The 14,480-nt window shown below is 74.3% G+C and carries 13 protein-coding genes; 2 read left to right on the plus strand and 11 right to left on the minus strand.

Annotated elements, in window-relative coordinates:
- Nucleotide 1 precedes the first annotated feature (1 nt).
- Entirely contained in the window at nucleotides 2-502 is a 501-nt protein-coding gene (locus tag AB0K80_RS24395) for a DUF402 domain-containing protein (RefSeq protein WP_365673004.1), read from the minus strand.
- Nucleotides 483-1,409 (minus strand): GNAT family N-acetyltransferase, encoded by a 927-nt coding sequence (locus AB0K80_RS24400; protein WP_365673006.1) that lies wholly within the window; start codon nucleotides 1,407-1,409, stop codon nucleotides 483-485. The genes AB0K80_RS24395 and AB0K80_RS24400 overlap by 20 nt, the downstream gene beginning before the upstream one ends.
- Nucleotides 1,410-1,480: 71 nt before the next feature.
- On the opposite strand from AB0K80_RS24400, the gene AB0K80_RS24405 reads away from it, so the two are divergent.
- Nucleotides 1,481-1,849, plus strand: coding sequence for a GntR family transcriptional regulator (locus tag AB0K80_RS24405; protein ID WP_365673008.1), 369 nt, complete (start codon nucleotides 1,481-1,483; stop codon nucleotides 1,847-1,849).
- Nucleotides 1,850-2,201: 352 nt separating this feature from the next.
- Here the strand turns inward: AB0K80_RS24405 and AB0K80_RS24410 are convergent, their stop codons facing one another.
- The 6 genes from AB0K80_RS24410 to AB0K80_RS24435 all read right to left on the minus strand — a co-directional run bounded on the left by AB0K80_RS24410 (nucleotide 2,202) and on the right by AB0K80_RS24435 (nucleotide 8,533).
- Nucleotides 2,202-2,975, minus strand: a complete 774-nt coding sequence (locus tag AB0K80_RS24410; protein WP_365673010.1) for a DUF72 domain-containing protein — start codon at nucleotides 2,973-2,975, stop codon at nucleotides 2,202-2,204.
- A 29-nt stretch (nucleotides 2,976-3,004) separates the two neighbouring features.
- The gene (locus AB0K80_RS24415; protein WP_365673013.1) at nucleotides 3,005-4,099 is read right to left on the minus strand and encodes a DUF5925 domain-containing protein; all 1,095 of its coding nucleotides are present in this window, start codon (nucleotides 4,097-4,099) and stop codon (nucleotides 3,005-3,007) included.
- 66 nt (nucleotides 4,100-4,165) lie between these two features.
- Nucleotides 4,166-4,963, minus strand: coding sequence for a polysaccharide deacetylase family protein (locus tag AB0K80_RS24420; protein ID WP_365673014.1), 798 nt, complete (start codon nucleotides 4,961-4,963; stop codon nucleotides 4,166-4,168).
- On the minus strand, nucleotides 4,956-5,960 hold the full coding sequence (locus tag AB0K80_RS24425) for a glycosyltransferase family 2 protein (RefSeq protein ID WP_365673015.1): 1,005 nt from the start codon (nucleotides 5,958-5,960) through the stop codon (nucleotides 4,956-4,958). The genes AB0K80_RS24420 and AB0K80_RS24425 overlap by 8 nt, the downstream gene beginning before the upstream one ends.
- Nucleotides 5,957-6,778, minus strand: a complete 822-nt coding sequence (locus AB0K80_RS24430; RefSeq protein WP_365673016.1) for a glycosyltransferase family 2 protein — start codon at nucleotides 6,776-6,778, stop codon at nucleotides 5,957-5,959. The genes AB0K80_RS24425 and AB0K80_RS24430 overlap by 4 nt, the downstream gene beginning before the upstream one ends.
- Before the next feature lie 546 nt (nucleotides 6,779-7,324).
- On the minus strand, nucleotides 7,325-8,533 hold the full coding sequence (locus AB0K80_RS24435) for a S8 family peptidase (RefSeq protein ID WP_365673212.1): 1,209 nt from the start codon (nucleotides 8,531-8,533) through the stop codon (nucleotides 7,325-7,327).
- A gap of 313 nt (nucleotides 8,534-8,846) precedes the next feature.
- Here AB0K80_RS24435 and AB0K80_RS24440 point away from each other — a divergent pair, with 313 nt between their 5' ends.
- A complete protein-coding gene (locus AB0K80_RS24440; RefSeq protein ID WP_365673018.1) occupies nucleotides 8,847-9,653 on the plus strand; it encodes an SGNH/GDSL hydrolase family protein in 807 nt (268 codons plus the stop codon).
- A 5-nt stretch (nucleotides 9,654-9,658) separates the two neighbouring features.
- Here the strand turns inward: AB0K80_RS24440 and AB0K80_RS24445 are convergent, their stop codons facing one another.
- From AB0K80_RS24445 to AB0K80_RS24455, 3 genes are all read right to left on the minus strand, one after another.
- Nucleotides 9,659-11,269, minus strand: a complete 1,611-nt coding sequence (locus AB0K80_RS24445; protein ID WP_365673019.1) for a serine/threonine-protein kinase — start codon at nucleotides 11,267-11,269, stop codon at nucleotides 9,659-9,661.
- 72 nt (nucleotides 11,270-11,341) lie between these two features.
- A complete protein-coding gene (locus tag AB0K80_RS24450; protein WP_365673021.1) occupies nucleotides 11,342-12,943 on the minus strand; it encodes a nickel transporter in 1,602 nt (533 codons plus the stop codon).
- Nucleotides 12,940-14,475, minus strand: a complete 1,536-nt coding sequence (locus tag AB0K80_RS24455; protein WP_365673023.1) for a tetratricopeptide repeat protein — start codon at nucleotides 14,473-14,475, stop codon at nucleotides 12,940-12,942. The genes AB0K80_RS24450 and AB0K80_RS24455 overlap by 4 nt, the downstream gene beginning before the upstream one ends.
- Nucleotides 14,476-14,480: the final 5 nt, after the last annotated feature.

The raw sequence follows: 14,480 nt of genomic DNA on the forward strand, positions 1-14,480 counted from the left end.
CTCAGGCCGGCGGCGCGCTCAGGCCGCCGCCGCGGGCCAGGGCCTCCAGTTCGTCGAGCGCGGCCAGGGCCGCCGACGCGGCTTCGGGGTCCGTGCGCGCCAGACCGCTCGCGGCGAACTCGTCCTCGTCCAGACGCCGTACGTCCGTGCCGTCCGCCGAGCACCACAGGTCCAGGTCGAGGTCCTCCACGACCAGCTCCGCGCCGGCACGCACGGCGGGGCGGGTGACGTCGCAGTACCAGCCCTTGAGCGCGCCCGAGGCGGCCCGGACCTCCTTCACGGCGTACCAGCGGTCCCGCCAGTAGTGCTCGGTGAACACGTCCCCGGGCTCGAAGCGGACGAAGCCGAAGTCGCGCACGCCCTCGCCCGCCCAGGGGGCGCGCACGGTGATGCGGGTGCCGTCGTCGGCCAGCAGCGCGGCCCGGTAACGGATCTTCGTCCGGCCCGCCTTGACCAGGACGACCTCCACCTCGTCCGCCGCGTCAGCCGAGCTCGCGGACATACCGCACCTCCGTCGCGCAGACCTCGTACCCGAACCACTTGTTGATGGCGATCATCGGTGTGTTGCCGGTGTCGTTGCCCGTGAAGGCCTCGGTGTACCCGGCGGTGCGGGCGCGGTGCAGGGAGTCGTTCTTGGCGAGCTTGGCCAGGCCCCGGCCCCGGTGCGCGCGGGCGGTGCCGGTCATGGCGGTGCCGTACCGGGAGCCGTCCGTGTAGGCGACGCTGAAGGCGGCGGGGCGGCCGTCCACCAGAGCCACCGAGGTCAGGCTGCGGTCGAGGAGAGGGTGCTTCCAGTACTCCTCGACCCACGCCCCGTAGTCGCTGAAGGCGGTGTCGATGTCGCTCGGTTCGTCCGACGAGGTCTCCGCGTCCAGCTCGAACAGCGGGCGTGGGTCGTCCGCGAAGTCGGCGGCCGTACGCAGCTCGACGCCGGGCGGCGGGTCCTCGCGGGGCGGCAGAGGGACGTTCGCCAGGTCCAGGCGCAGGAAGCAGGCGGAGCGGCCGGCCCGGTAGCCGTGCCGTTCGGCGAAGGCGCGGTGGTGCGGCTCGTCCAGTACCCAGGCGAACAGCTTGCGGGCGCCCAGGCCCGCCAGACGCTCCTCGGCGGTGCGCACCAGCAGCGAACCGGCGCCGCGCCTCGTCCGGTCGGGGTGCACGTAGATGTTGAGGTAGCCCTGGCCGGGCTCGGGACTGTCGTGGGCGAGGCCGACCTGGGCCGTGCCGATGATCTTCCCGTCCTCCTCCGCGACGAGCTGGGTGAAGTGGGCCTGAGGAGGGGTGTGGGTGAGGGCGTGGAGCACCGCCTCGGGGGTGGAGAGCATGAAGGGCAGGGCGAGGCGGCGGACACGGGAGAAGCCCTCGGCGTCCGCCCGCACCTCGGGACGCAGGTCGCGCACGATCACGGTCATGGGGCCGCACGCTACGCGGGGCACACACGGCCGTGCCTCTCAATTTCCGGCGGGTACGGGACAATCACTGCGTGACCTTGAAGATCTCCCTCGACCACCACGCCCCGCCCTACGAGCAGGTGCGGGCGCAGATCTCCGCACAGGCACGGTCGGGTGCGCTGCCCGTGGGCTACCGGCTGCCGACAGTGCGGGGCCTGGCCGAGTCGCTGGGCCTCGCCCCCAACACCGTGGCCAAGGCGTACCGGGCGCTGGAGGCGGACGGCGTCATCGAGACGCGGGGCCGCAACGGCACGTTCGTCGCCGCCGCGGGCTCGGCGGCGGAGCGCGAACTGGCGTCGGCCGCGCAGGCCTATGCCGAGCGGGCCCGGCGGCTGGGCCTGACGGAGGACGCCGCCCTGACCGCGGCACGGGACGCCCTGCGGGCGGCTTACGGAGAGTAGGACGCCGCCCGACAGGGGCGGGCCGCGCTGCGGTGGCCGGTGGCGGTCATGGTGCGGCAGGCGGGGAGGGCGTTGCCCCGCAGCCCCGGCCGGTGTCGCGGGCAGTCGGGCGGTGGCCGGGCTGTTCGCGGGGGCGGGTCGCGCCGCCTGCGGGTTCGGTGCCGTTGTGGTGGTGCGGCCGGGGCCGCCGTCGCGGGAGGGCGTCGCTGCCGGGCATGTGGTTGCCTTTGCCCGCCCCCGTGCGGGACCGCGGGCAGTCGGCGGTGGCCGGGGTGTCCGCAGGGGCGGGTCGCGTTGCCGGCGGTGGGTGCCGTCGTGGGGGAACGTCCGTAGGGCGGGAGAGCGGTGCGGGTCAGGCGACCCGTGTGGGGTGGGGCGGGGTGCGGGTCGTGGCCAGGCCCGCCGTTCTCGCCAGCCGGCCGAAGGCCACCGCGTCCCGTACGGCGGCCCCGCCCGGGTCGTTGTTGAAGTAGGCGTACACGTCCTGGCCGTCGGGCCAGGTGAGGGCGATGCGGTGCAACCAGGTCTCCAGCGAGCGCCGGCCGTAGTGCGGCCACGGCTGCGCGCGGCCCTGGTGGAAGCGGACGTAGCCCCAGCCGGTGGTGCGCCACAGCGGCGTCACGGGGCGGGCCAGCACGTCGGCCCAGCACAGCGCCGCGCCCCGGGCCACCAGCACCGCGCGCACCTCGGGCGTCCACCAGGAGTCGTGGCGCGGCTCGACCGCGACCCGGGTCGAGGCCGGGAAGCAGGCGAGGCAGGCGTCCAGCAGGGCCGGGTCGGCGCGCAGGGTGGGCGGCAGCTGGAGCAGGACCGGGCCCAGCCGGTCACCGAGGCCGGCCGCGTGACTCATCAGACGGCCGACCGGTTCCTCGGGGTCCTTCAGCCGCTTGATGTGGGTCAGGTAGCGGCTCGCCTTCACCGCGACCGTGAAGTCGCCGGGCACCCGCTCCCGCCACGCCTCGAAGGTCTGCCGGGACGGCAGCCGGTAGAAGGCGTTGTTGATCTCCACCGTGGCGAAGTGCGCCGCGTACTCCTCCAGCCAGAGCCGGGTCGGCAGCCCCGCGGGGTAGAGCACCTCGCGCCAGTCCTTGTACTGCCACCCCGAGGTCCCGACGAACAGGGTCATACGACCATCAAAGCACCGGCGGGTCCGGGCTACAGGTAGAGTCCCGCCTCCGTCCCGCCCCGCGGCTCCGGCAAGGCGGTCGGCGCGGTGCCCCGGCGCAGCGCGTACAGCTCGGCGAGCGTGGCCCCGTCCCGGCCGACGCCGTCCTCCCGGCCCAGCCAGCTCACCGCCTCCGTACGGGTGAGCGGGCCCACCTCGATGCGGGCCAGGCAGCGGCCCGGGCGGACGACGGCCGGGTGCAGGCGCTCCAAATCCTCGTTGGTGGTGACCCCGACCAGGACGTTGCGGCCCTGGCCGAGCAGGCCGTCGGTCAGGTTCAGCAGCCGTGACAGGGCCTGGCCCGCGGTGTGTTTGGCCTCGCCGCGGATCAGCTCGTCGCAGTCCTCCAGGAGCAGCAGCCGCCAGCGGCCCTTGCCGCTGGGATCGTCCTCGCCGATCGCGATGTCCATCAGGTAACCCACGTCGGAGAACAGCCGCTCGGGATCGAGCACGCAGTCCACCTGGCACCAGTCCCGCCAGGAACGGGCGAGGGTCCGCAGCGCCGAGGTCTTGCCGGTGCCCGGCGGGCCGTGCAGCAGGAGCAGCCGGCCCGCGATGTCCTGCGGGGTCGTCTTCATCAGGCGGTCCATGGCGTCCGCGACCGGCGCGGTGTAGTTGGCCCGCACCTCGTCCCACGTACCGGCCGCGATCTGACGGGTCGTACGGTGCGGGCCGCGCCGCGGGGAGACGTACCAGAAGCCCATGGTGACGTTCTCCGGCTGCGGTTCGGGCTCGTCGGCCGCGCCGTCCGTGGCCTGGTCGAGGATCTGCTGCGCCAGCTCGGCGCTGGTCGCGGTCACCGTGACGTCGGCGCCCCGGTTCCAGCGGGAGACCAGCAGCGTCCAGCCGTCGCCCTCCGCCAGCGTGGCGCTGCGGTCGTCGTCCCGGGCCATCCGCAGCACGCGGGCGCCGGGCGGCAGGAGGGTCACCCCGGAGCGGACGCGGTCGATGTTCGCGGCGTGCGCGTACGGCTGCTCGCCCGTCGCGAAGCGGCCGAGGAACAGCGCGTCGACGACGTCGGACGGGGAGTCGCTGTCGTCGACGGTGAGCCGGATCGGCAGAGCGTCGTGTGGGTGCGCAGACATGCCGCCCATGATCCGGCACAGGGACGCCGCGCGCACCCCGTTTCCCAGGGTGCGCGCGGCGCCCGTTCACCGTGCGCCGGCGGCCCTGCGGGCGGCCTGCCGCGCCCTGCGCACCACGGCGTACGCCTTGGTCAGGGCACGGTCCCTGGCGAAGGTCCGGGCGACGGCCCGCCCCCGCACCACCCGCTCGAACTCCTCGATGCCGGTGCGGCGCCGCACGGTGACCCGCCGCAGGGCGTACGGCCCCTGCCGGCGCCGCGCCAGGTCGTTGCCGACGGCGAGCGCCTGGGCGTACCCGGTCTCGCGCACCGCCTGCCGCACCCGGCGGCTGGAGTAGCCGTACGGATAGGCGAACGAGGCCGGTACGGTGCCCAGCCGGTCGGCGATGATCTCCTTGCAGTGGATCAGCTCGAAGCGCAGGGCCGCGTCGGACAGCTGGTCAAGCTGTGGGTGGCGGTGGCTGTGCCCGCCGATCTCCACGCCGGAGCGGGCCAGCTCGCGCACCTGGTCCCAGTCGAGCATGGTGTCCAGGGCGCCCCCGGTGTCGTACGGGCCCCGCAGCCAGCCCGTGGTGACGAACAGCGTGGCCGGGAAGCCGTGCTGGGCGAGCGCGGGCAGGGCGTGCCGGTGCACGCCCTCGTACCCGTCGTCGAAGGTGATCAGCACGGGCCGCTCGGGCAGTGCCCGCCCGTCCCGCCAGCTCGCCGCCAGGTCGGCGGTGGTGACCGGCGTGCAGCCCGACTCCGCGAGCACCGCCATCTGCTCCGCGAACGCCTGCGGCGTCACGGACAGCTCCCGGGTCGCCTCGTTCGGCGCGGCGGCGACGGCGTGGTACATCAGGATCGGCACGGGGACGTCAGCCATGCCCGGCCCCCTCCACCGGGGGCACGCAGAAGGCGGCCCCGCCCCGGCGGGCCCGCACGCTGCCCACCAGGTAACCCCCCGCCGCCGTGAGCACCCCGGTGACGATCGCGCCCGCGCGCTGCGCACCGCCGGGGCGGAGCAGCAGGGCGTCGCGCAGGCCGCGGGCGACGCCGGCGGGCAGGACCCGGGTGGTGTAGCGGCGTTCGGACTCCAGGCCCTTGTCCGCGCCGACGCTGCGGGAGACCAGGGCCTTGGACAGGCCCTCCGCGTAGGTCCGGGTGCGGAAGTACCGGAAGTGCTCGCGGGCCCGCGGCACCCGGTGGTGGATCACCGCGCGGTCGTCGATCAGCAGGACCGCGTCCGGCCGGGCACGGCTGAGGCGGATGCACAGCTCCGTCTCCTCGCAGCCCAGCGGGCGTTTGTCACCGTCCCGGCCGATGCCGGTGGCGAAGCCGCCCGCCGCGTTGAAGGCGCTGCGCCGGAACGAGGCGTTGCCGCCCAGCACGTTGCGCACCCGGACCCGGCCTCGCGGCAGGCCCCGGTACGTGCAGCCCACCACCCAGTCGAACTCCTCCGGGAACCAGGCGGGCCGGCGGCCCGACGCCCAGACCGGCTCGGTCCGGCCGCCGACCGCCATGACCCGCGGGTCGGTGTAGCCGGAAGCGAAGTGCTTCAGCCAGTCCCGCTCGGCCACGGCGTCGTCGTCGAGGAAGGCGACGACCTCACCGCGCGAGGCCGCGATCCCGGTGTTGCGGCCGGCGGACAGGCCGCGGGGGCCCGCGTTGGCGAGCACCCGGACGTCCGCGACCTCCTTGTACTCCTTGTCCAGCCGGTCCAGCAGCGCCTGGTTGTGGTCCACGACCAGCAGCGTCTCCAGCGCCGGGTACGCCTGCGCCCGCACCGAGGCGACCGCCGCGAGGATGTCCTCCCAACGGTCCTCGGTGTAGGCGCAGATGACCACGGAGATGCCGGGCGAGGACCGGTGACGGTCGCTCAAGACACCTCCCCCCGCACCGACTGCAGCATCCGCGCGTGCCGGGTACGGCGGCGCAGCGCACGCCGGTTGGAGCGCTCCTTGAGGATCACGTGGAGCACCCGGAACCCGTCCCGCACGGCCCGCAGATTGCTGGTGCCGTGGATGCGCAGGTACTCGTGGCTCGGGATCTCCTGCACCTTCAGCCCGGCCTTGACGACCCGGATGTTCATCAGCGTCTCGACCTCGAAGCCGGTGCAGTCGAGGTCGATCTTGTCCAGGCAGTGCCGCCAGAACGCGTTGTACCCGTAGCACAGGTCGGTGTAGCGGGCGCCGAACTTGCGGTTGACCACGGCGCACAGCGCCCGGTTGCCGAGCTTGCGGATGAAGGTCATGTCGTCGGTGCCGCCGCCGTTGGCGAAGCGGGAGCCCTTGGCGAAGTCCGCGCCGGAGACCAGCGCCGAGACGTACGAGACGATCTCGCCCCCGTCGGCCGAGCCGTCCGCGTCGACCATCACGATGATGTCGCCGGTGCAGGCCTGGAACCCGGTGATCAGGGCGTCGCCCTTGCCTTTGCCGCGCTGCTCGACGACCTTCACGCCGGGCCACAGCGCACGGGCCACCTCGACGGTGTCGTCGGTGGAGTTGCCGTCGACCAGGACCACCTCGTGGATCCAGTCGGGCAGGGTCTTGAAGACGTACGGCAGGTTCTCCGCCTCGTTCATGGCCGGTATCACCACGCTCACCGGCGGCGCGATGGCCAGGTGCGAGGAGACGGGCCGGTACGTCCTGGACACCGGCGGACGCGGTTCTGCCGCCGCCGGCTGGAGCACTGAGCTCATGAGTCTGGTCCCTCTCGTCCGGTGGACCGCCCGCCCCCGGGCGGCCCGGCTGTTCGTCCGGTTCGAAAGGGGGGTTGGTAGTCACCCGGGCACACCGAGGCGGAAGCTCCGGCACGCCGGGCGAGCTGGCAAAGCTGGCCGGGCCGCGGAAAAACGGCAGCCGACCGCGCGGCACGGCTCGATCCCCGTTACTGGTCACCGAGCACGGCACCCCCCTACCGCGCCCCGCGCCGGTACGTCGCGGTCCCTGAGCCCTCCCCTGGAGCCGCGTAACTGACGGACCGATGCGGGTGAGATGTATGACGGTATTGACGATTGAACCTGTATGGCAAGGCCTGGAACGAGCTCTCACGTTTTTGTTGGTTTTGCCGTCGCCGGCGTGCGTTGTGTGGGATACGGGCTGTTTCCGTCCGTCCCAGGATGACCGGAAGGCGGGCGAGCGCAACGGGGCGAAGAGGTGAGCGAACGGTTCCGGCCCTCCGGACAGCCGTGCCCCGGAGGCCGAAACGGCCACCGGGGCACGGACGTGAGAGCACGAGGTGCGGGTTACCGCACGATCTTCAGCAGCCGGTTCGGGGAGCCGCTGCCCGCGCTGGTGACCTTGCCGGTGGTGGCGCCGTTCACCAGCGCCGAGGCGACCTGCGCCGGGGTAGCCGAGGTGTGGCCCGCCAGGTAGACGGCCGCCGCGCCCGCCACGTGCGGGGTCGCCATCGACGTGCCGGAGATGGTGTTGGTGGCCGTGTCGCTGGTGTTCCAGCCCGCCGTGATGGAGGAGCCGGGCGCGAAGATGTCCAGGGCCGAGCCGTAGTTGGAGTAGCTCGCCTTGGCGTCCGTGCTGGTGGTCGCGCCGACCGTGATGGCCTCGGAGACCCGGGCCGGGGAGGACGAGGAGGCGGTGGTGCTGCTGTTGCCCGCCGCGACCGCGTAGGTGACGCCGCTGGCTATGGAGTTGCGCACGGCCGTGTCGAGCGAGGCCGAGGCGCCGCCGCCGAGCGACATGTTGGCGACCGAGGGACCGGAGTGGTTCCTGGTGACCCAGTCGATGCCGGCGATCACGCCCGCGGTGGTGCCGGAGCCGCTGTTGTCCAGCACGCGCACGGCCACGATCCTCGCCTTCTTGGCGACGCCGTACGTCGAGCCCGCCACCGTGGTGGCCACGTGGGTGCCGTGGCCGTTGCCGTCGGAGGCGGTGGTGTCACCGTCGACGGCGTCGTAGCCGTAGGAGGCCCGTCCGCTGATCTGCTGGTGCGTGATCCGGACGCCGGTGTCGATGACGTAGACCGTCACCCCGCTGCCCGCGCTGTCCGGGTAGGTGTAGGTGCCGGAGAGCGGCAGGGAGGTCTGGTCGATGCGGTCCAGGCCCCACGGGGCGCTGGACTGGGTGGTGTCGGCCAGCCGGACGCGCTGGTTCTGCTCCACGGAGGCCACCGCCGGGTCGGCGGCGAGCCGCCGGGCCTCGGCGGCGGAGAGGGTGGCCGTGTAGCCGTTCAGCGCCTTGCCGAACGTCTTGTCCACCGTGCCGCCGTACTCCTCGACGAGATCCCGGCCCGCCGCCGAAGAGGCCTTCAGTCCCGCGCCCTTCTTGAGCGTGACGATGTAGCTGTCCTTGACCGCGGTCGGGGAGTTGGCGGCGAGCACCGTCCCCTCGGCGGGGGCGGCCTGGGCGGGCAGCGCGGTGAGTCCGCCGACCAGGGCGGCAGCCGCGGCAGAGGTGAGCGCGGCGAACCGGAATCTCTTGCTGGGCAGTGGTGCCATGACGAGGGAGTCCTCCTCCAGGCGGCGCGCGCCCGGGTGGGGCACGCGCATGTGGGGGTGTGCGCGGGCTCGCGCACACGACCGGGAGCGTGGCGTTCCGCTCCGGGCCGGAGTAAAGCCTGGGTCGGCCACAGGCGCCGAACAAGGGAGTTGAACACCTGTCAACAAATCTGTCATGCCCATGAAATAAACCGCGGGGCGAGCGGGTGGGCGCTGTACGGAACAGGGTGAAAAGTCTTGGCATGGACACTTCCCGTCAACGCGCGTCATTGCTACGACAGTTAAGGCAGAGATCCTGCTAAAGGGAGGTTCCATGAGACGTTCCCGACTTGTCCTGTTCCTGAGCTCCCTGCTCCTGGCCGCCGGTACCGCCCTCACCGGGGCCGCGACGGCGCAGGCGGACCAACTCGCCGGATCCGGCGGGTATGTGGCGCTCGGCGACTCCTACTCCTCCGGTGTCGGAGCCGGCAGCTACGACAGCTCCAGCGGCGACTGCAAGCGCAGCACCAAGGCGTTTCCGTACCTCTGGGCCGCCGCCCACTCACCCTCGTCGTTCGCCTTCACGGCCTGCTCGGGTGCCCGAACGGGTGACGTTCTGGCGAATCAGCTCGGCCCCCTCAACGCCGGTACGGCCCTGGTCTCGGTGACCATCGGCGGCAACGACGCCGGTTTCGCCGACGTCATGACGACCTGTGTGATCCAGTCCGACAGCGCCTGCCTGTCCCGCATCGACACGGCCAAGGCCTACGTCGACTCCACGCTCCCGGGCAAGCTCGACAGCGTGTACTCCGCGATCCGCTCCAAGGCCCCCAACGCCCACGTCGTCGTGCTCGGTTACCCCCGCTTCTACAAGCTCGGCACCACCTGCCTCGGCCTGTCGGAGACCAAGCGCAAGGCCATCAACGCCGCCGCCGACCACCTCGACGCCGCCATCGCCAAGCGCGCCGCCGACCACGGCTTCACCTGGGGTGACGTCCGGGGCACCTTCACCGGCCACGAGATCTGCTCCGGCAGCTCCTGGCTGCACAGCGTCAACTGGCTGAACATCGGCGAGTCGTACCACCCGACGGCGGCCGGCCAGTCGGGCGGCTACCTGCCGGCCCTGAACAGCGCGGCCTGACCCGCCTACGAGGAGGGCGAACCGGAAGGAGAGGGGGAGACCTCGCCCGTCGGGGTCTCCGTCTCGCACGTCACCGAGAACGGCACCGAGCCGGACCGCGTGTCCACCGGCTCCCGCACCTCGACGCCGATCCGGCTGTCGAACGTCCCGCTCAGCGCGTACGTCGTCACGATGACCCTGTCCTGTTTCGTGTGCCCGCCGCCCCGCGGGAACGACAGCGTCTTCCACCCCGGGTCGGCCACCGAACCGTCCTTGGTCACCCAGCGGTAGCGCACCTCGGCGGGCAGCCGCCCCACCGTGAACGTCGCCGTGAACGCGGGCGCCCGCTCGCTCGGCGGCGGACAGGCACCGGAGTACTCGGTGCGGGCACCCGTCACCGTCACCCGCACCGACTGCGGCGCGGGAGCGCTCTCGCTGCTGCTGCTCGGGGTCGGCGAGGGGGAGGGAGTCCCGGTGTCCCGGGTGGGCCCGCGGCTCTCGGCCGTCGCGGCGGGCGAACTCACCCCGGCGCCCCGGTCCGTGTTCCCCGAGCCGCGGTCGCCGTCGCCCCCGTTGTTCAGCAGCACGTACGTCAGCCCGCCCACCGCCAGCGCCAGCGCGGCCGCGCCCGCGACCAGCACGCCGACGGCGCGGCGGTCGCGCTCCGGCCGGGCGGCCGCTGTCGCCCCGGCGGACCCGGCCGGCGCCGGCCCGCCCGTCACCGGCGGGGGCGGAGCGGGCGACGGCTCCCGGTGCCCGGCCACGGTGGGCGCGTAGGCACCCGCGGCGCGCGTGTCCGCCCGGGGCCTGCCGCCCGCGCCGATGATCCGCAGCTCCTGCTCCGCCCGCTCGGCCGGCAGCCGCCCGGCCGGATCCTTGCGCAACAGCCCCTCGATGACCGGGGCGAGCGGCCCGGCCCGGCGCGGCGGCGGCAGCTCCTCGTCGACGATCGCGCGCAGGGTGCTCAGCGGGGTGTTCTGGCGGAACGGGGAGTGGCCCTCGACCGCCGCGTACAGCAGCACCCCGAGCGACCACAGGTCCGACTCCGGGCCCGGCGTGCGCCCGAGCGCCCGCTCCGGGGCCAGGAACTCGGGCGAGCCGATGACCTCCCCGGTCATGGTCAGCGCCGAGCTGCCCTCCACCATGGCGATCCCGAAGTCGGTCAGCACGATCCGGCCGTCCTCGGCGATCAGCACGTTGGCGGGCTTCACGTCCCGGTGCAGCACCCCCACCGCGTGCGCGGCGCGCAGGGCGGCCAGCACCTCCGCGCCGATGTGCGCGGCGCGCTGCGGCGGCAGCGGGCCCTCGGCCTCCAGCACCTCCGCCAGGGACAGTCCGCGGACCAGTTCCATGACGACCCAGGGCCGGCCGCCGTCGGTGGCCACGTCGTACACCGTCACCACGTTGCGGTTGGCGACCCGGGCCGCCGCCCAGGCCTCCCGCTCCAGACGCGTGTACAACCGCTGCACGTCGGTGGCCGGCAGCCCGGCCGGGGCGCGCACCTCCTTGACGGCGACCTCGCGGTGCAGCACCTCGTCGCGAGCGCGCCACACCGTCCCCATGCCGCCCTCGCCGAGCGGGGACAGCAGCCGGTAACGGCCCGCGATCACCCGCTCATGGCCCGGTTCTTCGGACACGGCGCCCCCATTCGCATCCGGGCGAAATCTCCACTCCGTCTGTTTTTCCCACAGTTTCCCCACGAACGTAACTCAGCCGAGCGCGGATGCCGCCCCCCTGACCACGAGTCCGGCCCCGAGTGCCACCACGACGACGGCCGACCCCAGCGGCGCCGTCCGGCGCACCAGCGCCGCCACCGGGCCGGCCGTCCAGCGCGGCCGCCGGTCCAGCAGCCGGGACACCCCGCTGCCCGCCTTCACGACGGCGTACCCGGCGGCGGTGAGCGTCAGGGCCAGCCCGGCGCCGTAGGCGACGACGAGCAGCAGACCGAACCAGGCCTGGCCGAGCGCGGCCGCGCCGACGAGCACGACCACGGCGGACGGGCTGGGCACCATCCCGCCGGCGAAGCCGAGCAGGATCGTGCCGCGGAGGGTGGGGGCGACGGGGTGGGAGTGGGTGAACCCGCCGTGGGTGTGCTCCACGGTGTGGGGGTGGGAGTGGGCGTCCGGGTGGTCGTGGCTGTGGTCGTGCGCGTGACTGTGGCCGTGGTCGTGCCGGCTGTGCTCGTGGTCGTGCTTGTGGTCGTGGTGGTGACCGTGGTCGTGGTCGGGTGTGTGGCGGTGCGCGTGCCCGTGCGCAGGGGGGTGCGTACGGTTCCGCAGGGCCCGGCGTACGAGGCTGGCGCCCGCCAGGGTGACCAGGACCCCGCTCGCGACGCCGAGCCAGGCGATCACCGACGGGCCCGCCGCCGAGCCGGCCGTCACCAGCAGGCCGAGGGCGACCACGCCCAGCGTGTGGGTGACCGTCACCGAGGCGGCCAGCGGCAGGACGTCCTTCATCCGGGCCCGCCCGCCCCGGGCGGCGGCCGTCGCGGCCATGATGGTCTTGCCGTGGCCCGGGGCGAGCGCGTGCATCGCGCCGAGGGCGACGGCGATGAGCAGCGCGAGCGCGGCGAACCCGGCGGTGAGGTCGTGCCGGGCCACGAGGTCGTCCAGGGCGCGGGTCCACCGGTCGGCGCCGCGCGGCAGGACGGAGGCGGCCGGGGCGTCGCTCCGCGCGCTGTCGCCGGCACCGGCCAGGGCGGGACCGCCGGGCCGCACCCGCAGGGACGCGCTCGCGGTGTCGGCCGGGGAGGACAGCAACTCCTGCGGATAGCGGGTCAGTTCCCGGGAGACCGACTCCTTCGGCACGTTCGACGCGGTGAGTGTCATACGGTCGCCGCGCGCGGTGATCTCCCGCCAGCCCGGGCCGGAGGAGGCGCCCGCGCCGCGGAAGCCGATGGCCACGGTGTCCCGGCCGGGCAGGGGAGCGGTGAGCCGGCACTCCACGCGCAGGGTGTCGAGCCCGGCCTGACCGGGCCGCACGCGCGCGTGGCCGCTCACGGCGGTGAGCGGCACCGCCCGCCCGTCGACGGTGACCTCGCTGTCCTGCGCGGCCCGCGCGCACCGCTGCCGGGCCCACATCGTCAGGCCGAGCCGCTCGACGTCCGGCTTGGCCTGGGTCGCGGGGATCTCGGCGAGGTCCTCGACGTGGTGGACGCGCAGTTCGGCCGGGGCGGCCACCAGGCCGTCGTAGCGGTTGACGGTGAAGTTGCCGAGCGGATGCGCACTGGCACCGCCGGCGGGCAGGAGGGTGAGCGCACCGGCGGCCGTGAGCACGGCCGCCGCGGCGGTGAGCAGTCGGCGGGGCGTCACCGGGAGGTCTCCAGATCCTTCAGGGCCGTACGTGCCTCGCGCGCGCCGAGCGGCGAGAAGCCGGGGTTCAGCTTCAGCGCGGCGCCCAGGTGCGCGCGGGCCTCCTTCTCGTGGCCGGCGGCGCGTTCGATCACGCCCCGGTGGTAGAGGAACACGGCGTTGCGGTAGCCGGTGGCCGTGGCCCGGCGGGCATACGGCAGGGCCTCCGCGTCGCGGCCGTTGACGTGCAGGGCCCAGGCCAGGGCGTCGGCGGTGTGCACGGTGTGACGGCGCTGCCACTCGGCGCGGGCCGCCCGCAGGGCCTCCTTCCTGTCGCCGTGGTCGGCGGCGGCCAGGGCGGTGTCGAGGTCCGTCCTGACGCCGCCCGCACGGGCCAGGGCCGTCCAGGCGTCGACGAGGGCGTACTGGTCGCGGGCCCTGGCCCGGTCCCCGTCGGCGCCGCGCGCCTCGTACAGCTCGCCGAGGGCGACCAGCGGGCCGGGCAGCGGTGTCCGGGCCACGACCCGCTCCAGGCCCGTCACGGCGGCCGCCCGGTCACCGCTCGCGGCCTGGGCCCGGGCGCGGCCCTCCAGGGCGGGCAGGTACTCCTCGTCCGCGGCCAGGGCCCGCGCGTAGTACCGCAGGGCCGTGTCGTAGTCGCCCTGGCTCCAGGCGAGCTGGCCCAGGGCGGTGGCGACGTACGCCACGTCCGCGGGGGAGGCCGCACCGGCGAGCGCCTGCTCCAGCACGCGCCGCGCACCGCTGACGTCCCCGCGCAGCTCGCGCACGTAGGCGTACCGCGTGAAGACCGGCACGCCCGGCTTCCTGTCGTCGGCGGTGTCGGCGGCCCGGGCCGCGTCCCCGTACCGGCCCAGCTCGACGAGGGCGTCGATACGGGAGCACAGGGCGCGCTCGCTGTACGGGTTGCGCTTCAGGGCCCGGTCGGCGTACGTCAGGGCGCCGGTGAAGTCGTGCCGGGCGGCGGCGAGAGCGGCGCGGCCTGCCAGGGCCTGGTCGTTGCCGGGCTGCAGGTCCAGGGAGCGCTTCAGGGCCCGCTCGGCCTGCGGGTAGCGGGACGGGTCGCCCTTGGTACGGGCCTGCTCCACGTAGGCGAGCCCGAGGGTGGCCCAGGCGCCGAAGTCGCGGGGCTGGGCGCGCAGATGGCTCTGCAGGGAGCGGATGGCCGTGTCCAGGTCCGCGCCCAGCGGCGTGCCGGGAGCCGCCGGGGCCGAGACGGGGGCTTCCCGGCCGCCGTCCCGTGCCGCTCCGGCGGCGACGGCACCGGCGGTCATCGCCACCGCCAGGAGCGCGGCGCACCCGGCCAGCCGGCCGGCCCGCCATCGCCGCCCTGCGGCGGCGAACCGCCGCAGGGCGGTGACGCGCTGCTCGGCCGGGGTGCCCGCTTCCGGGCCGGGCTCGGCGCTGCCCGGGGGTTCGGCGGGCACCCCGGCGGGACGGGGGTCCGCGTCCGCCCGCGCTGTCCCGGCGGTACGACTGCCCGCAGCCGGGTCGTGCTGGTGCTTCGAAGGGCTGTCGTCGGTGCGCCCGGGCATGCCTC

Source organism: Streptomyces sp. NPDC052682, from assembly GCF_040678435.1.
Lineage (GTDB): Bacteria > Actinomycetota > Actinomycetes > Streptomycetales > Streptomycetaceae > Streptomyces.